Source organism: Cytobacillus gottheilii (genome assembly GCF_001636345.1).
Lineage (GTDB): Bacteria > Bacillota > Bacilli > Bacillales > Cytobacillaceae > Cytobacillus > Cytobacillus gottheilii.
Genome location: NZ_KV440945.1, coordinates 3,959,619 through 3,981,188 on the forward strand (window position 1 = coordinate 3,959,619; position 21,570 = coordinate 3,981,188).

Annotated in this window: 19 protein-coding genes and 1 pseudogene; 11 read left to right on the forward strand and 9 right to left on the reverse strand. The window is 39.1% G+C overall.

Annotated elements, in window-relative coordinates; translation table 11 throughout:
• Positions 1–53: 53 nt before the first annotated feature.
• Together A6754_RS19300 and map are read right to left on the reverse strand one after the other, a co-directional pair.
• Positions 54–1,049, reverse strand: coding sequence for a zinc-binding dehydrogenase (locus A6754_RS19300; RefSeq protein WP_066449763.1), 996 nt, complete (start codon positions 1,047–1,049; stop codon positions 54–56).
• Positions 1,050–1,207: 158 nt separating this feature from the next.
• Complete coding sequence (gene map, locus A6754_RS19305) at positions 1,208–1,951, reverse strand: type I methionyl aminopeptidase (protein ID WP_066449766.1); 744 nt, start codon at positions 1,949–1,951, stop codon at positions 1,208–1,210.
• Positions 1,952–2,217: 266 nt separating this feature from the next.
• Here map and A6754_RS19310 point away from each other — a divergent pair.
• From A6754_RS19310 to A6754_RS19335, 7 genes and pseudogenes are all read left to right on the forward strand, one after another.
• Positions 2,218–3,953, forward strand: a pseudogene (locus A6754_RS19310) (LytS/YhcK type 5TM receptor domain-containing protein).
• Complete coding sequence (locus A6754_RS19315) at positions 3,954–4,682, forward strand: LytR/AlgR family response regulator transcription factor (protein ID WP_066449769.1); 729 nt, start codon at positions 3,954–3,956, stop codon at positions 4,680–4,682.
• Between the two features lie 235 nt (positions 4,683–4,917).
• The gene (locus A6754_RS19320) at positions 4,918–6,375 is read left to right on the forward strand and encodes a carbon starvation CstA family protein (protein WP_066449770.1); all 1,458 of its coding nucleotides are present in this window, start codon (positions 4,918–4,920) and stop codon (positions 6,373–6,375) included.
• A 67-nt stretch (positions 6,376–6,442) separates the two neighbouring features.
• Positions 6,443–6,805 (forward strand): 2-dehydropantoate 2-reductase N-terminal domain-containing protein, encoded by a 363-nt coding sequence (locus A6754_RS23360; RefSeq protein WP_306806930.1) that lies wholly within the window; start codon positions 6,443–6,445, stop codon positions 6,803–6,805.
• Positions 6,789–7,286, forward strand: coding sequence for a ketopantoate reductase C-terminal domain-containing protein (locus A6754_RS23365; RefSeq protein ID WP_306806931.1), 498 nt, complete (start codon positions 6,789–6,791; stop codon positions 7,284–7,286). The genes A6754_RS23360 and A6754_RS23365 overlap by 17 nt, the downstream gene beginning before the upstream one ends.
• Positions 7,287–7,430: 144 nt before the next feature.
• Positions 7,431–8,153: a DUF3784 domain-containing protein gene (locus tag A6754_RS19330; RefSeq protein ID WP_066449784.1), complete on the forward strand. Its 723-nt coding sequence runs from the start codon at positions 7,431–7,433 to the stop codon at positions 8,151–8,153.
• An 81-nt stretch (positions 8,154–8,234) separates the two neighbouring features.
• Complete coding sequence (locus A6754_RS19335; RefSeq protein ID WP_066449786.1) at positions 8,235–9,191, forward strand: calcium/sodium antiporter; 957 nt, start codon at positions 8,235–8,237, stop codon at positions 9,189–9,191.
• A gap of 42 nt (positions 9,192–9,233) precedes the next feature.
• Here the strand turns inward: A6754_RS19335 and A6754_RS19340 are convergent, their stop codons facing one another.
• The 3 genes from A6754_RS19340 to A6754_RS19350 all read right to left on the reverse strand — a co-directional run bounded on the left by A6754_RS19340 (position 9,234) and on the right by A6754_RS19350 (position 13,719).
• Entirely contained in the window at positions 9,234–10,514 is a 1,281-nt protein-coding gene (locus A6754_RS19340; RefSeq protein WP_066449788.1) for an MFS transporter, read from the reverse strand.
• Positions 10,511–10,981, reverse strand: coding sequence for an ArsR/SmtB family transcription factor (locus A6754_RS19345; RefSeq protein WP_246586671.1), 471 nt, complete (start codon positions 10,979–10,981; stop codon positions 10,511–10,513). The genes A6754_RS19340 and A6754_RS19345 overlap by 4 nt, the downstream gene beginning before the upstream one ends.
• Before the next feature lie 659 nt (positions 10,982–11,640).
• Positions 11,641–13,719 carry a catalase gene (locus tag A6754_RS19350; RefSeq protein WP_257298668.1) on the reverse strand — a complete coding sequence of 693 codons (2,079 nt, stop codon included), beginning with the start codon at positions 13,717–13,719 and terminating at the stop codon, positions 11,641–11,643.
• A 256-nt stretch (positions 13,720–13,975) separates the two neighbouring features.
• Between A6754_RS19350 and A6754_RS23280 the strand changes: the two genes are divergently transcribed.
• Both A6754_RS23280 and A6754_RS23285 read left to right on the forward strand, forming a co-directional pair.
• Positions 13,976–14,548 carry a hypothetical protein gene (locus tag A6754_RS23280; RefSeq protein WP_257298670.1) on the forward strand — a complete coding sequence of 191 codons (573 nt, stop codon included), beginning with the start codon at positions 13,976–13,978 and terminating at the stop codon, positions 14,546–14,548.
• 32 nt (positions 14,549–14,580) lie between these two features.
• Positions 14,581–15,240 (forward strand): ATP-binding protein, encoded by a 660-nt coding sequence (locus tag A6754_RS23285; protein WP_257298672.1) that lies wholly within the window; start codon positions 14,581–14,583, stop codon positions 15,238–15,240.
• Between the two features lie 99 nt (positions 15,241–15,339).
• On the opposite strand, the gene A6754_RS19360 is transcribed toward A6754_RS23285, so the two are convergent.
• From A6754_RS19360 to A6754_RS19370, 3 genes are all read right to left on the reverse strand, one after another.
• Positions 15,340–15,819: an NUDIX domain-containing protein gene (locus tag A6754_RS19360; RefSeq protein ID WP_082851842.1), complete on the reverse strand. Its 480-nt coding sequence runs from the start codon at positions 15,817–15,819 to the stop codon at positions 15,340–15,342.
• A 64-nt stretch (positions 15,820–15,883) separates the two neighbouring features.
• Positions 15,884–16,831: an SDR family NAD(P)-dependent oxidoreductase gene (locus tag A6754_RS19365; protein ID WP_066449797.1), complete on the reverse strand. Its 948-nt coding sequence runs from the start codon at positions 16,829–16,831 to the stop codon at positions 15,884–15,886.
• Between the two features lie 115 nt (positions 16,832–16,946).
• Positions 16,947–17,531 carry a TetR/AcrR family transcriptional regulator gene (locus tag A6754_RS19370; protein WP_066449799.1) on the reverse strand — a complete coding sequence of 195 codons (585 nt, stop codon included), beginning with the start codon at positions 17,529–17,531 and terminating at the stop codon, positions 16,947–16,949.
• A gap of 325 nt (positions 17,532–17,856) precedes the next feature.
• Between A6754_RS19370 and A6754_RS19375 the strand changes: the two genes are divergently transcribed.
• Both A6754_RS19375 and htpX read left to right on the forward strand, forming a co-directional pair.
• Positions 17,857–19,536 carry an MFS transporter gene (locus A6754_RS19375; protein WP_066449802.1) on the forward strand — a complete coding sequence of 560 codons (1,680 nt, stop codon included), beginning with the start codon at positions 17,857–17,859 and terminating at the stop codon, positions 19,534–19,536.
• 212 nt (positions 19,537–19,748) lie between these two features.
• Positions 19,749–20,630, forward strand: a complete 882-nt coding sequence (gene htpX / locus A6754_RS19380) for a protease HtpX (protein WP_066449804.1) — start codon at positions 19,749–19,751, stop codon at positions 20,628–20,630.
• A 62-nt stretch (positions 20,631–20,692) separates the two neighbouring features.
• Here htpX and A6754_RS19385 read toward each other — a convergent pair whose 3' ends face one another.
• Entirely contained in the window at positions 20,693–21,565 is an 873-nt protein-coding gene (locus A6754_RS19385; RefSeq protein WP_066449805.1) for a peptidylprolyl isomerase, read from the reverse strand.
• Positions 21,566–21,570: the final 5 nt, after the last annotated feature.

The window sequence follows — 21,570 nt, forward strand, 5'->3', positions numbered from 1 at the left end:
AAAAAAGATAGACTAGCTCGCAGCTAATCTATCTTTCTACCTGTCCTAATTCGTTATTCACCGATTCGAAAAGCAATTTTTCCAAGTTGTTTCGCCTCTTCAAGTCTAGTAAAGGCTGCTTCATATTGATCTAAAGTGTAGACTTCATCAAGAACAGGTTTGATGCCGTGTTTCTCAATAAATGAGAGCATTTCTAAGTATTCCTCTGCACTTCCCATTGTTGATCCAAGCAAATTAAACTGGCCGTAGAAAAATTCCCTTAAATTAAATTGAAATGTATCACCTGTAGATGATCCAAATGTTACGATGGTTCCGCCTTTTCGCAATAAAGACATAGACTGATTAAAGGTGGCAGCACCTACAGATTCAATAATTAAATCCATTCCTATGCCCCCAAGTGCCTCTTGCCAGTCTTCATTGCTGTCAACTGCTTGTTTTGCTCCTAACTTCAGCGCAGCGTCACATTTCTCTTTGGAACGGGAGCTAACATATACTTCAGCTCCTGCAGCAACTGCAAACTGGAGCAGGAATGTGGCTACTCCGCCTCCAATCCCTGGAATGAATACTTTCATCCCCTCTTTCAGCTTTCCTCGAGTAAATAAGGCGCGGTATGCTGTTATTCCGGCAAGGGATGTAACGCCCGCTTCCTCCCATGTTAAGAAACCTGGCTTAGCAGCAGCATTTTCTGCCGGAATGGTAATATACTCAGCAAATGTGCCGTGATAAGGCAATCCCACAATCTCGAAGCCAGCTGGCGGTGCATCGCTGTTCTCCTTCCAGCCGAGACCAGGATTAATCATGACTTCTTTGCCAATCAGCGATGGTTCCACCCCTTCTCCAACAGCATCAATGATCCCTGCACCATCAGATCCGATTACTAGGGCAGGATCAGCAGAATGATGGCGGTGAAGAACAAATAAATCACGATGATTTAGTCCTGCTGTCAGAAGCTTTACCCTTACTTCTCCTTGAGCAGGTTCCGGTTTATCTAATGTCCTATACGAGAGGCCTTCCATTCCATTTGTGCCTTCATGTGCTAACGCTCTCATTTATACCACTCCTTATTCAAATTCTTAGTTCCATACTACAAGGAAAAGTACTTTAGGATCAACAATCTGACTTTTTATTTTTTGATTAGTGGCAATTCACAAAACCTTATAGAGAAAAAAAGAGGCATACCCCTAATGCAGGCATGCCTCATTCTTACTTATAAAGTTAAAATAATAGGCTGATCTTTAGTAATGACCACCGTGTGTTCACATTGAGCAACAAAGCTTTTATTTGGTGTTACAAATGTCCAGCCATCACTAAGCTCGATGACTTGATCGTCTCCAGATGAAACGAATGGTTCGAAAGCGACAACCATTCCTTCTTTTAAAAGCTGGTTATCCCAAGGTTCGAAATAGTTAAGGATATGATCAGGAGCTTCATGAAGCGAGCGTCCTATTCCATGACCGGTTAAATTCATAATAACGGTATAGCCATTGTTTTTCGCTGTATTATGAACGACTTTCCCAACCTGACTAAGCTTTGAGCCTGCTTTCAATTTCTTTAGACCTTCATCAAACGCTTTTTGAGCGGTCTCGCATAAATGCGTTAATTTTTCATTTTGGCCGCCAACAACAAATGAACGTCCCGTATCAGCAAAATAGCCATTCTTCGAACCAGAAACGTCTATGTTCACTAAATCTCCATCTTGGATTACGCGGCTGCCAGGAATTCCGTGAGCGACTTCCTCGTTAACACTAATACAAGTAAAGCCAGGAAAATCATATTCGCCTTTCGGACCTGAAATAGCTCCGTTTTTTTCAAAAAGTTCTCCTGCGTAATCATCAAGTTCTTTAGTGGTTACGCCAGGCTTTGTCATTTCAATCATTTTATCTCGGATTTCCGCTACAATGCGGCCAATTTCTTTTAGAGCTGCTAAGTCTTCTTCCGTTTTAATAATCATTTTACATCCTACCTTTTTAAAAGTTGTATCATTATTATAGTCTATTTTGCTGGAGAGTAGTAATGAATGCACTTAGTTTAAGAGCAGACACCCGTGTCATCGTACAGCTGGACAGCTAAAGACGTTCAACGTAATTTCAATTGTGAATGAACCACTCTCTGATTTGAGAAGCTTCCTCTTCTTTAATCATGTTAAAATGTAATATAATGTATGAGATTCAGCTGACTTAATATGTTTAAATATTATACTTTCAGAGGAGGCTTGGCATGTTTGAGCTCCTGATCACCATGGTTGAGCGTCTTGGAATTATTGTTACGATCGCATTTGTCTTAACACGTTTTAGCTTCTTTCGTGACATGATTCATCAAGAACGGTTAGATACACAGCAGCAATATAAAGCGATCATTTTTTTCGGTTTCTTTGGCATTATCGGTACATACTCTGGAATGGCGTTAGATACTGGCACACAGCAATTTGACCGCTGGGTGGCAGAACTTACTTCAGATGAAGCGATTGCCAATTCACGTGTGGTTGGCGTCGTACTAGCCGGCCTGCTGGGCGGCTATAAGGTCGGGATTGGAGCAGGAATCATTGCGGGCATTCACCGTTTTACATTAGGCGGATTTACAGCACTTGCCTGTGGCTTGGCTGCGATGTTAGCTGGGATCATTGCGGGATTTTTTCATAAAAAAGATCGCCATGTAAAGCTCCCTGCTGCTTTTTTCATTGGCGCATTAGCCGAGTCTGTACAAATGCTGATCATTCTCTTAATAGCCAAACCATTCGATAAGGCTTAACACTTGTTGAAATTATTGGTCTGCCCATGATATTAGCCAACGGACTTGGCTCTGCTCTCTTCTTATTAATTATTAAAAATGTGATCAATGAAGAAGAAAAAGCCGGGGCAGCACAGGCACAAAGAGCACTAAGGATTGCAGACCAAACACTTGCATACTTGCGAAAAGGGATGAATGCCCAATCTGCAAATGCTGTTTGTCATATTTTACATAAAGAAATACAATCAAGCGCTGTCGCCATTACAAACACGACTGAGATTCTTGCTCATTTGGGGCTTGGTGATGACCATCATAAAGCAAACAGCACAATCCAAACACAAATCACAAGGGATGTAATCCAAAATGGCGAGCTTGTGATTGCAAAGGATGATACGATCCATTGCCGAAATAAGGATTGCCCGCTTGGAGCAGCTGTTATTGCACCTTTAAAGCAGCGCGGGGAAACGATTGGCACACTTAAATTCTACTTCAGCTCGGAAAAAGAAATTACCAATCTATCCATCGAACTTATTACAGGTTTAAGCCTGCTCTTAAGCAATCAGCTTGAAATTGCACAAGCCGAAAAAGCGTATCAGCTGGCACAAGAGGCAGAAATTAAGGCATTGCAAGCGCAAATCAGTCCTCATTTCTTATTTAATACGTTAAACACCATTATCTCTTTAACAAGAATTGATCCTGATAAAGCACGCAGCCTGCTCGTATCACTTTCTCACTTTCTCAGAAAAAACTTAACGGCGACCACAGTAACAATGACCACACTGGAACAGGAATTAAAGCACACAAAAGCATATCTGGCTATTGAGGAAACACGTTTTTTCCATAAGCTTACTGTAGAATATGATATTGATGAAGAAACGCTCCTCGAAAAGATTCCTCCGCTGACACTGCAGCCGATTGTGGAGAATGCAATTAAGCATGGAATTATGGATAAAGAGGAAAATTGTATTATTTCCGTCTCAATAAAAAAATATTATGAAGCAGTAAAAGTAACGGTTACAGACAACGGAAATGGCATAACAGAAGAAAGAATCAAGGAGCTTGGCGTTAAAGAAGTTCAATCACAAACAGGCTCTGGTCTTGCCTTGTATAATGTAAATCGCCGTCTCACCATGATGTTCGGCAAACAGTCAGCTTTAAAAATACACTCAAAAATAAATGAAGGTACAAGCATTCATTTTTTATTAAATACGATGGAGGAAACTTAATTGGAAAAGCAAATTTCCGTGTTGATTACCGATGATGAACACTATAGCCGTGAAGAGCTGAAGCATCTTCTCTCTTCCTTTCCGAACATCAATGTAATTGGAGAAGCGGAATCAGGAGAAAGTGCTGTGATGAAAACAGTTCAGCTGCAGCCTGATGTTGTCTTCCTTGATGTCGAAATGCCAAAGATGAACGGAATGGAAGCTGCAAAGATATTAATGGAATTGAAGAAGAAGCCTATTATTATTTTTGCAACCGCTTATCCGCAGTTTGCTGCAGAGGCATTTCGCTACGAAGCAACAGACTATTTACTTAAACCGTATGACGAAGAACAGCTTGCTGACACAATCGGGAGGATCTCTAAACTGCTGACGGTAAATGAGAGCACACAGCTTCGGCCAGCAGGAAAACTCGCCGTCGAAGAAGATGGAGAGATCTTATATGTCGATCCCATTGAGATTTTGTATGTTTCCCGAGATGATAAAGTCACAAAAATCATTTCAAAACAAGGATCCTTTGAAACAAAGCTTCCGCTCAAGGATTTAGAGAATCGCCTTTCTTCCTATCGTTTTTTCAGAATTCATAAAAGCTATATTGTTAATCTGGATTATGTCAGCAAGCTCAGCCCATGGTTTAACGGGGCATATCAGCTTGAACTTGAAGGAAACAGTGAAAAATTGTCTGTCAGCCGAAATTATGTTAAGGCTCTGCGTGCTAAATTAGAAATCTAACTTACACACAGATTTATGAGGTGAGTTGCCGTCTATATTCTGGACGGCAGCTCGCCTTTTTCTTTTTTTACTTATACACAATCCTTCCATACACCCGCATTTATCCGTTATTTTGCATCTTAGAAAGCCTTTTCAACATATTAACCTCTTAATCTTACATCTTAGTCACAAAATGTTCATATTTCTTTTTTGATCTTTTATACTTAATGTAAACGCATACAAAGGGGAATTATTTATGATTACTTTTCTTGCCTCTATCGCACTTTTAATTATCGGATATTTTACTTACGGCAAGTATGTAGAAAAAGTATTCGGCGTTAAAACGGCGAGAGCAACTCCAGCATATACCCATTCTGACGGAGTCGATTATCTGCCAATGAGCACGCCGAAAAACTCATTGATCCAGCTTTTGAATATTGCAGGTACAGGGCCGATATTTGGTCCAATCATGGGAGCACTTTACGGACCAGTCGCTTTCATTTGGATTGTTATTGGCTGTATTTTTGCAGGTGCTGTTCATGATTATTTAACAGGGATGATCTCCATCCGCAACCGCGGTGCCCATTTACCAGAGCTTGCGAGCAAGTTTCTTGGTAAAGTAATGAAACACGTTGTTAACGCGTTTGCAGTACTTCTTCTGTTACTAGTCGGAACTGTTTTCGTTTCTACACCAGCAGATCTTTTATATGTACTTTCAGATGGAAGCGTTGCTTTATGGATTATCATTGCAGCCATTTTCTTATACTATGTTTTGGCTACTTTACTGCCAGTTGATAAAATTATCGGTCGCTTATACCCTTACTTCGGGGCACTTCTGATTATTAGTGCACTAGGAGTAGGAATTGGCCTAATTGTAACAGGTGCAAAAATTCCTGAGATTTCATTATCAAATTTCCATCCTGACAATTTACCAATCTTCCCGCTGATTTTCTTTACGATTACTTGCGGTGCATTATCTGGATTCCATGCAACACAAACACCTATTATCTCTAGAACAACTCAAAAAGAACAGCAAGGCCGTAAAATTTTCTACGGAATGATGATTGCTGAAGGTATTATTGCTATGATCTGGGCAGCTGCTGCGATGAGTATGTTTGATGGTTACAACGGTTTAAGTGACATGCTTGCAAATGGTGGTCCTGGTGCTGTTGTTTCAGAAGTTTCAACAACACTTCTTGGCGCTATCGGCGGTACACTTGCCATCTTAGGGGTTGTCGTTTTACCAATCACTTCTGGAGACACAGCTTTTAGAAGTGCTCGTATGATTATTGCTGAGTATATCAACATGGCGCAAAAGAAACTTTCTTCCCGCCTTTGGATTGCACTTCCACTATTCGCAATTTCTGTTGTTCTTACGCAAATTGACTTTAACATCCTGTGGAGATATTTCAGCTGGGCAAACCAAGCAACGGCCGTTATTGCATTGTTTGTAGGAGCAATGTATCTATATATTGCGAAAAAGAATTATTGGATCTCTTTAATACCAGGAACATTTATGCTCGTCATGGTATGGACCTATATTTTAAATGCACAGATTGGATTTAATCTTCCGATGAATATTTCATGGATCGTATCTGCTGTAGCGTCCACAGTATTAGTTGTACTATTCTTTAGAGCAGCGAAAAAAGCGCGGGCCAATAATCTTCCGCTTGAGATTGACATCTCTGATTATAATAAAAATATCGCATCATAAAAATTGTTTTAGAAGAAGGGCACGTGCAGAAAGCATGTGCTCTTTACCTTATAAGGAGGAATTGGAATTGAGAATTTTAGTTGTTGGTGCTGGAGCGATCGGCGGTTATTTTGGCGGCAGACTTGCTGAAAAGGGTGAAGATATAACGTTCTTAGTAAGGGAGAAAAGAAAGGAATACCTTGATCAGCATGGGCTTTCGATTGAAAGTGTGAATGGCAGCATGCAGCTTGCTCCTAAGATGATTTTAAGCGGAGAGAAAGCTGATCCATTTGATATTATTTTGCTTTCTGTAAAATCCTATCACCTCGATCAGGCTGTCGCGAGTATGAAGCCTTATGTTGGAGAACATACATATATTCTTCCCCTTCTAAATGGGATCGCTCATCTTGATCTAATCCGGAAATATTGTTCAAATGAGTCCACTTCATGAGCTTGTGTTTGGACCGCTGCCTTCAACAGAACGCGCAAACCTGCCTCAATTAAAAGAGGTATTGTCAGGCACGAAGGCAGAGATCCGCTACTCGGATTCGATTGAACAGGAGATGTGGCATAAATATGTTTTTATTTCTGCCTTATCTGGTGTGACCTCTCTCTTTCGCTCGCCTATTGGTCCGATCCGAGACGATCAGAATGGGCAAAGCGTTATTCAATCTGTCGTAGAGGAGGTTACTGAGATTGCAAAAGCGATAAACGCTCCCGTGGCAGATAATCTGCAAGGGATCGTTTTAAATAAACTGCAAATACTTGGTTTTCAAATGAAATCGTCTCTTCAGCGTGATATGGAAAAAAACCTTCCAACTGAAGGCGATCACTTCTTTGGGTATTTGCTAGAACAAAAGAATTCATATACCTCTTCACCTGTTCTTTCAGCTATTTATTCAAATATCACTATTTACGAAAAGTCACTTTAAAGGTAAAAAGCAGCAGGATTACACTGCTGCTTTTTACTTTTTTCACCTTTTTATTTGTTCTCATGTAAAATATGACATGTCAGTCAATTTTTATAATCGCTATAAAGTACGTTTATCAAGATAAATCAAGATAGGAGGACAATTTTGATTGGATTAATCGTAACTTTAATTATTATGGTCATTATATTTGGTTTACTTGGATGGGCAATTCGATATAAAGAGGCTTACTTTCTATTATCAGGGTTTGCCACTATGACCGAGGCTGAACAAAAAGAGTTTCTGGAGAATAGATATCCTCAAAAGGTCGGCAGCATGCTGATCATTACAGCAGTTGGAACACTGCTGCTTCTGCCTTTACTCTTTACTTCATTCCCGTATGCAGCTGAGATTATTTTTGGCTACACTTTGCTCTTTATATTTGGAGGTTTTATTTATCTGTCAAAATATGAACTAAAGCATAAACGGAAAAAAAGCTATATTATTAGTATTTCCTTATTTGTTCTAGTCGTTGGAGGGGTGAGCGCATTAATGATTTTTACTTACCAGGATTATGAAGTAACCTTGGATAATGATCAGCTTGAAATTACCGGAATGTATGGACAGCAGTTGCCAATTGATGACCTGAAATCAGTGGAGCTTCTGGATGAAATGCCTGAAATCGAATTTAAAACAAACGGTGTTGGAGTTGGAACATTGGCTAAAGGGCATTTCAATGTAAAAGGTTATGGAAATAGTTTGCTCTATATTCATAGTGATAGCCTGCCAATTATCTTAATCCAAACAAATGAAAACCCCATCTTTCTAAACAATCAATCTACATCTGTCACAAAGGATTGGTTTAACAAGCTTCGTAAGTACTTGCAATAAAAATCCCGTGTTTTCACGAATATTTTTTTGGGAATGATATAGTTATGAATAGATCAAGTAAAATTGGGAGGATAACCATACATGTCATACATATTGTTAATTGCAGGCTTTGCTCTGTTAATTTTTGGAGCCAACTTCTTTGTTGATGGTGCTTCTAAAATTGCAGGCTTTCTTAGAATTTCCCCTCTTTTAATCGGTTTAACCATCGTTGCTTTTGGAACGAGTTCTCCGGAGGCTACAGTTAGTATTTTAGCAGCATTAGATAATAGTGCAGATGTCGCGATCGGAAACGTTGTTGGAAGCAATATTTTTAATATTACCCTCGTTGTTGGACTAACAGCCGTTATTTTTCCTTTACAAGTTGAGAGTACAACAATAAGAAAAGAAATCCCATTCACTCTGCTGGCAAGTGCTGCTTTATTTATTTTTATCAGTGATGTTCTTCTTGACGGCGGCTCTGCCAATGTTATCACCAGAAGCGACGGATTCATTCTATTGCTCTTTTTTGCCGTTTTTCTCTACTATTTGTTTGAAGTGGCCAGAAAAAACAGAACAGAAGCACCAGCTGATCACGTTAAACCAACTTCTGCAGTCTGGCTAAAACAGATTGTTTTCACCCTGCTCGGCCTTGCGGCAATTATATTTGGCGGCGATCTTGTTGTCAGCAGCAGTACTGAAATTGCTTATTCCTTAGGGATGAGCCAAACATTAGTCGGATTAACCATTGTTGCAATTGGTACCTCTCTTCCTGAGCTTGTTACTTCAATTGCTGCAGCGATAAAGAAAGAAAGCGAAATTGCGCTAGGAAATATTGTTGGAAGTAATATCTTTAATATTTTGTTTGTGCTTGGTGCTTCGGCTTCCATCGCACCACTGCCTGCAGACCCGAAAATTTTCATTGATATTACCATTATGATACTGTTAACCGTTGTACTTCTTATTTTCTCTCGTTCTCATTATAAAATTGGCAAATTCGAAGGAATTATATTAGCAGCAGCATATATCATTTATCTCGTTTATATTATCATGAGAAATTAGATGAAAAGCCGGTTCAGCTGAACCGGCTTTTTAAATACAGCTTTATAACTCAGCAGTTACTGCTGGATCTGGTTTAGCATCCAATTCCCTTAAATGAATGATCAGCGTCCGTTTCCATAATTGATAACAAAGCAGAAGGAAAATACTCAATCCGCATACTGCAAATAATAACCAGACAGGCACACTCTCAAGCAATGCACCAAAGATAATAAAACCAAGCGGTGTCATTGCACTTGCACCCATCTCCATAATGGACATAACTCTGCCTCTATAGGAGTCTGGTGTGCTCTTTTGCAGTAAAACCATTACAGGCATATTGATCAGCATAACAAAGGTCGATAGCAGGAGCACCAAAATGATTAAGTAAATAAACACAAAGTTATTCGAAATGGCACTTAATCCGGGCATACTCGGAATTCCCAGCAATATTAAAACAAGAGATAATGCAATCATTCCGCCGATAATGGCATTCTCTTTCTTTTTCATCTCAGGGCGTGAAGATAAGAATATAGCCATAATAAGCATTCCTACAGACAAAGAGCCTTCAATAATCCCTAATTGAAAAGGTTCCATCCCCTTAACCGTCAGAACTAAATATGGCATTGCCACTGGGAATACTGCAAACCAGAAGTTAATCCAAATACAAACAAGAATGAGATTAAAAATAAACGGCTGATTTTTCACATAAACAAATCCGGTTTTCATATCTTCAAAGAAATTATTGTGTTCATTTTCCTCTTTTTTCTCGGAAAACAAATGATAGTTAATGAGAATACTGGCAATCCCAGATACGGTAAAGGCGATGATGTTAATCATCATAAAAAAAGGCAGCGTCATAAAGCCGAATAATACTCCGCCTAATACTGGACCTAAAATCGTCGATAATGATGCTGCGGCTTGATTGAGTGACATAGCTTTTTGTAAATGATCTGGACCAATCATATTGTAGATGGATGAGGTCACTGCTGTAGTATAGAAGGTGTTGAGGGTACTTAAAACTGCTGTCGCCGTATAGAGGAGCCAAATTTCAGGAAATACAAAGTGAAACAGCAGCAAAATAATCGTTAACCAAACGGCACAAGCAAAGTCTGAAATGATGATGATTTTTTTGCGGTCAAGCCTGTCACTAAGTGCTCCAGCCACCGGGGCCAGAAGAATACGCGGGAGAACACTCAGCATTAATGTAATCGCAAAATTTAAGCTTGATCCTGTTTCAGCAAGAATATATAAACCAATCGCAAACCCATAAAGAGAAGATCCTAAAACTGCAATCATCTTTCCAGAGACAAAAAGGATTAGATTCTTTTTGACAGCAGCATTCATTCTTTTTCCTCCTCAGTCATTTCCTCAACCCTAAAATCAAAAACATACGGTTTTCTGCCTTCACGCTCTTTAACCGTCATTTTAATGTACTTCATAATTAGTGCATCAATGTCAGCATCAAACGCTTGCTTCTCCTCCTCAGTTAAGGACAAATTCGTTCTGCTTGTTCCTTTTTTTACATCTGCTAACTCCTCCCCTTTTAAAACAAAATGGGTTGCTTTAGAGCGATAATACTTTTCCATGATTCCCCTGTTTTCTTTCGTTTCAGTGATTTCTAAAATGCCGCCATTGTACAGCTGCTGAATATGGTAATGAATACTTCCTGGCGTTTTCCCCATTTCATCTGCCACTTGTTTAGCTGTCATCTGTTCTTCAGCCAGCAGATAAATAATTTTCACTCGCAGCGTGCTGGAAATGAGCTTTTGCTGTTCTAGATTGATTTCCATTGATTTCTTTTCAAATTTCATTTTTTTCACATCCGCTTTTCTTCTTTTATGTTGAGTATTAAAGCTCTGATCCTTAGTAAACTAATAAAGATAAATTAGTCTGAGTTAATCGTATATTACAAAATTATTATATGTTCTAACTTTTTAGAATGCAATAATAACTTAGAACGAAAATTCGACAGATGTAACTCACTCATTAAAAAATGGTTCTTTTTTGAGCGAGTATGGTTCTTATCTGGTTTTTTCTTGCTCTTCATTTGAAGGAACCAGTGGAATAAGCGGAGATTTTACCCTTATTAATAGAATTGAGCTATTTTGGGGCGAAATAAGAGGAGAAATTCCGGTTATATAGAATAAAATCGCTTTTTTTCTTGATTTTTGGTTAGTTAGACGGAATTCTTCCGTTTATTTAAGCCTATTTTAAGTGATTTTACGATTTAAGCGGAATTCTTCCGCCTATTTATGAAAATTTAAATTTTTGATTTGGCAAGAAAACTTGAAACGAAAGAGTGCAAGACTCCTGCTTAGACTCAGCACATCAGCCCAGCCGGAAAGCGAATTTTAAAGTGGCATTACTTACATATTTCATTAATAAACTCAGAAACAGCAAAAAAACCAAACCATTAGACAGATAAATATCTACTAATGGTTCGGTTTTTCAATAGCTGCAATATTATAGCCTATACTTTTCTATTCCAGAAACGATGCTGGCCAATAGCCTGAATAAAGGCTTTATTAAACATACTCAGTTCTTCTGCGTTTGTGATGCAAACAACGCCCTCTTGCTCACATACCTTTCTAGGTTCAAGTTCAAGGTCGTTTAACCCAGCAGATTGTGCAAGCTCCGCACCCTCGTTTACAAATCCAATCGGCTTAAAGTGCTTATGTGCTTGTCGAAGAAAATCTATTGCTTCTCTTTCTGTCTTTAGCTGATCGATGCTTCCTTGACCTCCGGGTACAAAAACAGCGTCATAATGAACAGAGTCCGCTGTAAGGAATGTTTGGTGCGCTTCTACTTGTTCGTTTGTTTCACTCTTCAGCATTCCTTGATGTGTACTGACAATTTCAGCTAGAACACCCTCAGTTTTAAAGGCCTTCATCACTTCCATTACTTCCTCAGCACGTACACCGTCGGCAGCAAGTATAGCCACTTTTCTAGTCTGTGGCCGTTTTGCTGTATTCTCCTGGCTCAATGCAGGAGAGGATGCGGTCACTTTTGATTCTTCAGCATTCTCAGGCATTGAAACGCCAACACCTTTAGCAATTTGCTCTGCCAAATACGTATCAACATGACTGAACATATTTACAACCTGCTGCCGTACGTCTTTACTTTTCACCCTGCCGACTTCAAATTGAAAGGCTCCAATTATATGCATCTTTTCAGGCTCTGTCATACTATTCCAAAAGAGTTTTGCCTGGCTGAAATGATCTTTAAAGCTGTCGCTCCGTGCACGAATTTTTCGGCCCTCTACCTTTTCCTGATAATGTACATACCCGCCTTCTTCCTCTGTGGCAGGACGAGGATCATTATTTTGCAGGGAATTCTTATGATAAGCGACTTGTCCCTTATTAATTGTCATCCGATTGTAGCCGTCGTATTGATTGTTATGGAATGGACAAACCGGGCGATTGATTGGCAATTCATGAAAATTTGGACCGCCAAGACGGATCAATTGTGTATCGGTATAAGAAAACAGTCTGCCCTGCAGCAGTGGATCATTGGAAAAATCGATTCCCGGCACCACATTGCCTGGGTGAAAAGCAACCTGCTCTGTTTCTGCGAACACATTGTCTTGATTGCGATTAAGTGTCATTTTACCAATCTTCTTAACAGGAACAACTTCCTCAGGCCAAATTTTCGTCGGATCTAAGATGTCAAAGTCAAAATTGAATTCCTCTTCCTCATCTATCATTTGAACACCCAGTTCAAATTCTGGAAAATCGCCTCTTTCAATTGCTTCCCATAAGTCTCTTCGGTGATAGTCCGGATCTTTTCCAGCTAGAGTAAGGGCTTCTTCAAAAACAAGCGAATGAACGCCAAGCACTGGCTTCCAGTGAAATTTCACAAAGCGTGCTCTGCCCTGTTCGTTAACAAATCTGAAGGTGTGCACACCAAAGCCTTCCATCATTCGTAAACTTCTCGGTACTGCACGGTCAGACATTGTCCACATGATCATATGTGCTGACTCTTGGTTATTGGCGGCAAAATCCCAAAAAGTATCATGTGCAGTAGAAGCCTGCGGCATTTCATTATGAGGCTCTGGCTTAAATGAATGAACAAGGTCAGGAAACTTGATGGCATCCTGTATGAAAAACACAGGAATATTATTGCCGACAAGATCATAGTTTCCTTCTTCTGTATAAAACTTCACCGCAAAACCTCTGGCATCTCGGACAGAATCTGCTGAACCTTTTGAGCCTGCGACTGTTGAAAACCGGACAAAAACAGGTGTTTTCACATTAGGATCTTGGAGGAAGCCTGCACGCGTATATTCTGCCATTGATTCATACGGCTGAAAGAATCCATGTACTCCAAAGCCGCGAGCATGAACAACCCGCTCAGGAATACGCTCATGATCGAAATGAGTCATTTTTTCTCTGAAATGAAAGTCCTCCATTAACGTTGGTCCTCTGCTGCCTGCTTTCAGAGAGTGCTCGTCCTCTGAAACCTTAACCCCCTGATTGGTTGTCATATATTGGCCTTTGTTATCACTGCGGAACTGCTCTAATTGTTCGTCTTTGCGATTTTCATTGCTCAATTGAACTGTACCTCCTACTATTAGCCGCCAAATATGCTGCTATGTATATTTATTTGTCCCTTACCCGTCCAATTCTTCTAATAAACAAAAAATACAGTTTCTGATAATAGTCTCCTAAATTACTAGGTAAATCGCGTCATTTTTTTCCCATTTTTCTATAAATCGACAAAATATTTTCCTATTTGAGGAATAGGGTGTTGTTAAATATTGAAAAACAATATAAAATTTTCTTAATACTTCAATAGGACGTGAAAAAATGGAAATAACAACTCATTTTTTCTTTAACCTTTCATTGCTCATTATTGTGCTCTTTTTTTCTTTGGTTATTGCCAGAAAGCTTAATTACACTACTGTACCTAAGTTTGGAGCTTTATGCTGCGTGATGTTTATGCTTTTTATTTGTATACAATTGTCCTATAAACCGCATCCTGAATTGCATTATGATTTACGGATTATTCCCATAGCGATCGCTGGATTATATATTGGAATTGGTCCTATTGTGGCTGTATTGGCGATTATCCTGCGGGGGTTTTATGGATTGGATGAAGGATTTCTGCTTCATACAGTACTATTTACTATTTTCGGTCTTATTACTTGGTTCCATTATTCTAGTTTTTGGAAACTCCCTGCCTCAAAAAGAATCAATTATTCTATTCTAAGCACCATTATGTTCTCACTTATAAGCTTACTTGTTATCGAGTTAACCATTATAGTAGAGAATCGTTTTGATTTATGGTTTGCGTACTTGATTATACCGGCCTTAGGTGTCGGCATGATCGCTTATACCATTGAATTTATTCTTCATAATGCAGATATTCAAAAAAAGTGATTCTTACGGAGAAAATGGAAGCGGTTGAGCAAATGGGGGCTGCAATATCACATGAAATCCGCAATCCACTTACAGCAGCAATGGGATTTGTCCATTTAATGAAGGAGCCAGCGATATCACCCAAAAAACGGATGGAATATTTATCTATCGTAAAAGAGGAACTTGAATCAGCAGAACGTGTTATTCAAAACTATTTAACGTTTTCTAAGCCATCACTTGGTTATATAGAAGAAATACCAGTTAAAACAGAACTTCTAAAAGTCATAAATATCTTAAAGCCTTCAGCTAACCAAAATTCAGTAGAAATTACGACGAACTTTGCTATTCTGGGCTCCATTGAAGGCGATCGGCAAAAATTTCATCAATGTTTCCTAAATGTCATCAAAAACTCAATTGAATCCATGCCTCGAGGCGGACATATCTATATTTATACACATTATACAAAAACACATATCATTATTGAGATAGAAGACACTGGAGTCGGCATGAGCCAAGAGCAAATTCAGCGTCTCGGCGAACCCTATTATTCTACGAAGGGGTCTAAAGGCACTGGATTAGGAATGATGGTTGTGTTCAGCATTGTAAAAGCAATGAAAGGGACGATAAGGGTTGAAAGCGAAATAAATCAAGGCACCACCTTTTCGTTTACTTTCCCTACATACAATCACTCAAGTAAAAATGAAAGGTTTTAATGTTTCCCACAAAGGCACCTGCATATTTTAATACATACATAAAAGGATCCGGATGAATACTTGGATCCTTTTTCTTGTTTTATCCAGTTTTTTAAGCTGCTAACTTTCAAATATATTTAGCTGGCTTTCCTCAATGATTGGTAAACTTCTTTTCTCCCAAGCAAACTCAAGTATCTGCTCCTTAATATCAGGATATAGGATAATATTCTTTAAATGTGCTAAAGATATCCATTTAATATCTGTTTGATTGGAATCTGGGTATTCTGGCACCTGAGCTGTTTCTCCATCTGGGATTGTACATTCGAACATAAGGCAGATGCTATGCTGCGGACCATATTTTGAATGATTTTCAACTGGTTCATATTCGTAAACAAGAACAAGATCTCCGACTTCCACTCTAGCCGAAACTTCCTCCATAGCCTCACGCCTGACTGCTTCAATAATTGTTTCTCCAGGCTCTGCACCCCCGCCTGGTATATTATAATGAACTCCATTTTCATCTTCATATTCCACTAATAAAATCTCGTTATTTTTATTAATGATCATTGCAGCAGCTCTCACTCTAATATGACTGTTCACAGCAGGCCCCCATTTCAGCTGTATTCTTGGATTCTTGTCTACTAAAATCAAGAGTTCCCTCTAATCACTTATTCGTTTTCTCTGCTAAATATTCCTTCGTCCACTCTAATGTTTTGCGGAGCCCATCTTTGTAGGGGGTTCTTGGAACTGGTCCCACTTCAGCTTCATACTTTTCCCCATTGAGAATGACAGGCTTTTCTGTTAGATACATCATCTCCTTCATTTCCCGCATGAACGGATTGAAGATTCCCAGTAAGGCAATCATCCCTGCAGATACGGACATGATCTTTTTCCTGTATTGTTCCCCCCGTAAAAGGGATTCAATTTCAATTCCTGAGATAGGATGGGCAGAAGGGATATTCCAGTTTTGATTGTAGGCTTTATCCTTAAGCGCAAGCTCAATGATCGCTTTTGCTCCATCGATTGTATATAGAAACTCTCTTCGTTTTTGTTTATTCCCTACATAAATAGCATTCTTATTCTGTGCAGCTCCTTTAATCGTTTCAAAAAGGATTGTATTAACCGCCAATGGTCCATATAAATCCGGCATATGAGCAATAATCACATCTATATCGCTGCTTAATAGCCTTTTCTCCATTTCAAGTCTAATCTTCCCCTTTTTCGTTTGCGGATTTTTTGCACTGCTCTCTTTAACATGTTGATCCTGAAAGCCATATGCATAAATATTATCGGCAAGCACTATTTTTGCTGAATGCGCCTGTGCTGCAGCCAACATATTTTCAATACATAGCGGATGCTGTGCCAACCAGTTTTGATACGGAAAGCTGACCGCATGAAAAAGAATTTCAGCTCCCTCTGCCGCTTCCATCATGTCTTCCTTTACTAGAGCATCTCCTGGAAAAATGGTTACCAAATGATTGTCATTAAATAACGCTGTAAGTTTTTGTTCCCCTCGTGCAAAGGCAATTACCTCAATTCCTCTAGCAGTCAATTCATTTACCAGAGCATACCCTATTCCTCCAGTTGCTCCTGCTACCAATACCTTTTTCATCTTTTCATCCCCCTTTATTAACCAATGGTCAATTAATAGTAAAAAGATAGAACTGAACAATATGTCCGGTTCTATTTGAGTCTAATATACGTGGGCTAATTATTTTTTCAAGCATCTAACAAGATCCTTCATTCCCTAATCCTCTCAGCACAAATGTAACGTGATTTTCTGCTGCCGCTTCTGCTTCTGAATAGGATTGGGCATAGCCTAAGAAATGTGAAACAAATCCATGTAAAGAAAGAAAAGCAGACCATATTAAATAGATGGCTGGAGGGCGGTCCATTAACTTAAAAACCGCTTGTGCGAATTTTTCATAGCTTTCATTTGCAGGAGACTGCATTAACCCATCCACTCCTTCACCCTTCATCAAGAACATAAACTCATATTGATTTTGATTATTTAATCCGTATTCGATAAATCTCAGGAAGAGTGTCCGAAGTTTCTGTGCCCTATGTTCTTCACTAGCCATAACCGTATCAATGATCTGATTAAGTTGTGCGAAATCTTCTTCAATCATGCCATAAAAAAGCTGTTCTTTATTTTTAAAATGATAATATAGAGCTCCATGACTGCAGCCTAATTCAGCAGCAATACTGCGCATTGATACGGCACGATATCCTTTTTCTTCAAATAGAAAACGAGCTTTACGAATGATTTTATCCCGTGACAGCTCATCTGCATTTACTCTTCTTGCTGACATCCTAATTCCCCTTTATTAACCAGTGGTTAATTATTAATATACACATTCGATAAAATAAAGGCAATATTTTCTTTTTTATTTCATAACTCTTAGTTATTAAAAATATCTATACAGTGTACAACCCCAAGCTCAGTACTTGCTCTTGACTTTTACTGGCCCTCATTCACAAGTGAATAATAAATCTCAGAAATAACAGCTCACAGAGAAATTTTGCATTGATGATTCCCATGTTCCTTAGCAGTTCATCCTATTAGTGATGTTAAACTTTGAAACTTTTTCCCCAGCTTTACGTAATACTTATTAGTCAATTGAAAGAAGGGATCTTATGAGTCAATTTTTATTATTTTCAATCATAGCAGGCCTTGCTGCTGCTTTAATTCTTGTGCCTTTTTCTCCCAAGGCTAAATCAGACGATAAGAAGAAAACGTTTAATATCAAGCTTTTAGGTGCTGCGGTGATTTTATTTACTGTCGGGGTATTTGCAGTATATTATCTTACAAATCTAGATCGGAATTTCACTTCCCTATGGGGACTTCTGATTGTTGTTTCTGCTCTGGGTGCCCTGTTTTCCACCGGCGCAGAGCGGATGGTAAAAACAGTCCTGTTTATCGCCAGCCTCCTATTCGGAGTTTACTTGCTGACAGCTTTTGTTTTTAATGCTGATGAAAAGTATGAAATAGCTAACATGGATGAGCAAACTGAAATTGAAGCTTTTGATGAAACAGAAACACCTGCCAGCGTTCCGCCGCAGTTTGCCCGAAATAAAATGAAAAAGGCTTTCGGCCAGGTTCCGAATACAAGCTACTATGAACTAGGCAATCTGCAAATTCAAAAGGTAAACGGTGAATATGTATATATTGCTCCAGTAGAATTCTCTGGTCTTTTTAAATGGCTAAATGGAGATACCACACCTGGTTATTTTACGGTTAGTGCCACTGATTCAACAGCAAATCCGAAGTTTATGAAGACAGAAATGGAATATACTCCATCATCCTATTTCCATAAAAATATCGAGAGACATATCCGAATGAAGCACCCTGAATACATCTTTTATGGTGATCCTCAGCTCGAAATCAATGATGATGGCAAACCTTTTTATATTCGTTCTTATGGTGAATTTGTTTCAGCGCGAAATGGTTTTGATGTGAAAGGGATTGTGATGGTTGACCCTTCAAACGGTAATACAGAAACATATAAACTTGCAGATGTGCCAGCCTTTATCGATGGTGCTGTTTCCCCTGAAGCGGTTAGCCTGACAAATAGCTATTATGGAAACTATATTCATGGCTTCTGGAACAGCAAGTTTGGCAAATCAGATGTTAAGCTTCCATCCGATGAAGGAACAGAAGCAAATGTCAGTCCAATCTTTGACGAAAACGGTGATATGTATTACTTTACTGACTTTACCAGTCCAAAAGAAGGCGTAGATTCTATGCTCGGCTACTCCTTAACAAACTCCCGTACTGGTGAGGCGGTTTACTACACCGGCAACCTGGAAGAATCATATATGGATTCACAAGGGGCTCTGCAAATTATCGAGAAGAGATTTATTGAAAAGAAATGGGAAGGCAAGATGCCGATTCTATACAACTTTTACGGAGAAGCAAGCTGGCTGACACCTGTCCTTGATGCCAATGGCTTTTTGCAGAATTACTTTATCGTTTCAGCAGCAAATCCTGAGATTTCTGCATATGGCACGACACCTAATGAAGCATTACGATTATATAAAACAGCCTTGCAGCGCGGCGGCGGTTCAGTTGATGGCAGTTCAGATGCAGAAGAAAAAACAATTAGCGGTTCGGTTGTACGAGTTTACAAGGAAAAGGTAGGAGATTATACAACGATTTCCTTCCTGCTCGATAATAACAATAACTTCCTAATTTCTTCCGAAAGCAGTCCGCTTGCCATCTACTTGCAAGAAGGTGACAGTGTAGAAGTAACTTACTTGGATACAGGAGAAACCTTCCTGCCTGTAAAATCCATGACGATTGAAGGGCTGGAATAATATGAAGGGCAATTGATCTTCAGCTGAAGATCAATTGCCCTTTTTTGAAAATATTTTTAAAGTAATTTGAAACCTTTTACCTTCTTGATTCGTAACATAATATGATTTCGATTGGAGATAAGTAGATTTGAAACATCAGCGAATGGACAGAATCTCCTCCTCTCGTATATTGTAAAAGTATGATCTTTTAAAAAATATAAAAGGGTGAAGACATGGGGAAACGTATTTTTTACTTTTTACTGACAAATATTTTAGTTCTTGTAACTATAAGCATTATCTTCTCGTTAATTGGCGGGGGGAATTATATTAACGGAGCAGGCAATATTGATTTTACATCGTTATTAATTTTCAGTGCTGTCATTGGTTTTTCTGGCTCCTTCATCTCATTGGCAATGTCGCGCTGGATGGCAAAACGCATGATGAATGTCAAAGTGTTAAATCCGCAGGATGCACTATCTTCTTATGAAAGAGACATTGTTGAGAAAGTACATCGCTTATCAAGAGCAGCGGGTCTGACACATATGCCTGAAGTTGGGATTTATGATTCTCCTGAAGTAAACGCATTTGCAACTGGACCGTCTAAAAAAAGGTCGTTAGTAGCGGTATCCACCGGGTTGCTGCGAGAAATGGACGAGGATGCTGTTGAAGGCGTTATTGCCCACGAAGTTGCACATATTGCAAACGGTGATATGGTTACAATGACGTTACTGCAAGGTGTGGTCAATACATTCGTTGTCTTTCTTTCACGTATTGCGGCGTGGATTGTATCGCGTTTTGTTAAAGAAGAGCTAGCGCCAATTGTCCATTTTATTGCTGTTCTCGTTTTCCAGATCGCCTTTTCGATTTTAGGAAGCATAGTGGTCTACGCATATTCAAGACATCGTGAATATCATGCTGACCGAGGCGGAGCTGACTTAGCGGGCAGAGATAAAATGACACACGCACTGCAAATGTTAAAAGCCTATTCAAACCGTATGAAGGGTGAAGAACAAACAGCCATTTCCACTTTAAAAATAAACAACAAAGGCAAATCCATGCTGTTTTCAACACACCCTGACATAGATGAACGAATTAAACGCTTGAACAGCAGATAATAAAAAAAAGCAAAGCCAATAGCTTTGCTTTTTTTTATTATCGTTTCTGGTGACATTCTCAATTAATCCTGCAAATAATTAGTAATCTCGTATTCTTCATATTTCTTATCAAGCCAAGCTGGATATTCTGTCTGCATCTTAGTATCAAGCAATGCCGTCTTAATTTCATCCTTCACGTCTTCAAATACTGCTTCCTTCGCTTCTTTTTTTCCTGTTGTTTTAATAATGTGATAGCCAAATTCAGTCTTTACAGGTTCACTAATAGTCTCTGCTTCTTGGGAAAAGGCTACATCTTCAAAAGCCTCTGCCATTTCCCCTCTCCCGAAGTATCCTAATTCTCCGCCTGACTCTGCTGTCGCTTCATCTGTTGAATATTCGCTCGCCAGTTCAGCAAAATCACCGCCATCAGTTAATTTTTTCACCACTTCATTTGCCGTTTCTTCATCTTCAACTAAAATGTGACTTGCTTCCACTTGCTCTTCTTGACCATAGCTATCCTTATTTTCATCAAAGTATTCTTTCATTTCTTCATCTGTAATCTCGATAGCAGGTTCAATCAGTTTTTTGGTAGCCAGATACATTTCAATATCCTTCTCAATGGCTGATTGTTCAATGCCATTCGTCGCTAGGATTTCATTAAAAGCATCTTCTCCGCCATATGAATCCATATAAACAGTCATCTCTTCATCTATTTCCTCTTGGGTGATCTTTATATTTTCTTTTTTCATTTCCTGCTCAATGATGTTATTTGTAATCAGCGCATCCAAAGCAGTTGTTCCGTATTGAGAGACAAGCTGCTCTTGCAGCTCATTCATGCTAATCTCTTCTCCATCTACCTTGGCAGCCAAATTCTTGGGAGTAAAGAATATAGCGGCCCCAATCCCGATTACTAACACTGCTCCAATAACAACGTATATCCACTTTTTATTCTTCATAAAAT

Coding starts and splice junctions, on each gene's coding strand:
- A6754_RS19300 (WP_066449763.1), bottom strand. CDS start 1,049: ATGAGAGCGTTAGCACATGAAGGCACAAATGGAATGGAAGGCCTCTCG.
- map (WP_066449766.1), bottom strand. CDS start 1,951: ATGATTATTAAAACGGAAGAAGACTTAGCAGCTCTAAAAGAAATTGGC.
- A6754_RS19320 (WP_066449770.1), top strand. CDS start 4,918: ATGATTACTTTTCTTGCCTCTATCGCACTTTTAATTATCGGATATTTT.
- A6754_RS23365 (WP_306806931.1), top strand. CDS start 6,789: ATGAGTCCACTTCATGAGCTTGTGTTTGGACCGCTGCCTTCAACAGAA.
- A6754_RS19335 (WP_066449786.1), top strand. CDS start 8,235: ATGTCATACATATTGTTAATTGCAGGCTTTGCTCTGTTAATTTTTGGA.
- A6754_RS19340 (WP_066449788.1), bottom strand. CDS start 10,514: ATGAATGCTGCTGTCAAAAAGAATCTAATCCTTTTTGTCTCTGGAAAG.
- A6754_RS19345 (WP_246586671.1), bottom strand. CDS start 10,981: ATGAAATTTGAAAAGAAATCAATGGAAATCAATCTAGAACAGCAAAAG.
- A6754_RS23280 (WP_257298670.1), top strand. CDS start 13,976: ATGGAAATAACAACTCATTTTTTCTTTAACCTTTCATTGCTCATTATT.
- A6754_RS23285 (WP_257298672.1), top strand. CDS start 14,581: ATGGGGGCTGCAATATCACATGAAATCCGCAATCCACTTACAGCAGCA.
- A6754_RS19365 (WP_066449797.1), bottom strand. CDS start 16,831: ATGAAAAAGGTATTGGTAGCAGGAGCAACTGGAGGAATAGGGTATGCT.
- A6754_RS19370 (WP_066449799.1), bottom strand. CDS start 17,531: ATGTCAGCAAGAAGAGTAAATGCAGATGAGCTGTCACGGGATAAAATC.
- A6754_RS19375 (WP_066449802.1), top strand. CDS start 17,857: ATGAGTCAATTTTTATTATTTTCAATCATAGCAGGCCTTGCTGCTGCT.
- htpX (WP_066449804.1), top strand. CDS start 19,749: ATGGGGAAACGTATTTTTTACTTTTTACTGACAAATATTTTAGTTCTT.
- A6754_RS19385 (WP_066449805.1), bottom strand. CDS start 21,565: ATGAAGAATAAAAAGTGGATATACGTTGTTATTGGAGCAGTGTTAGTA.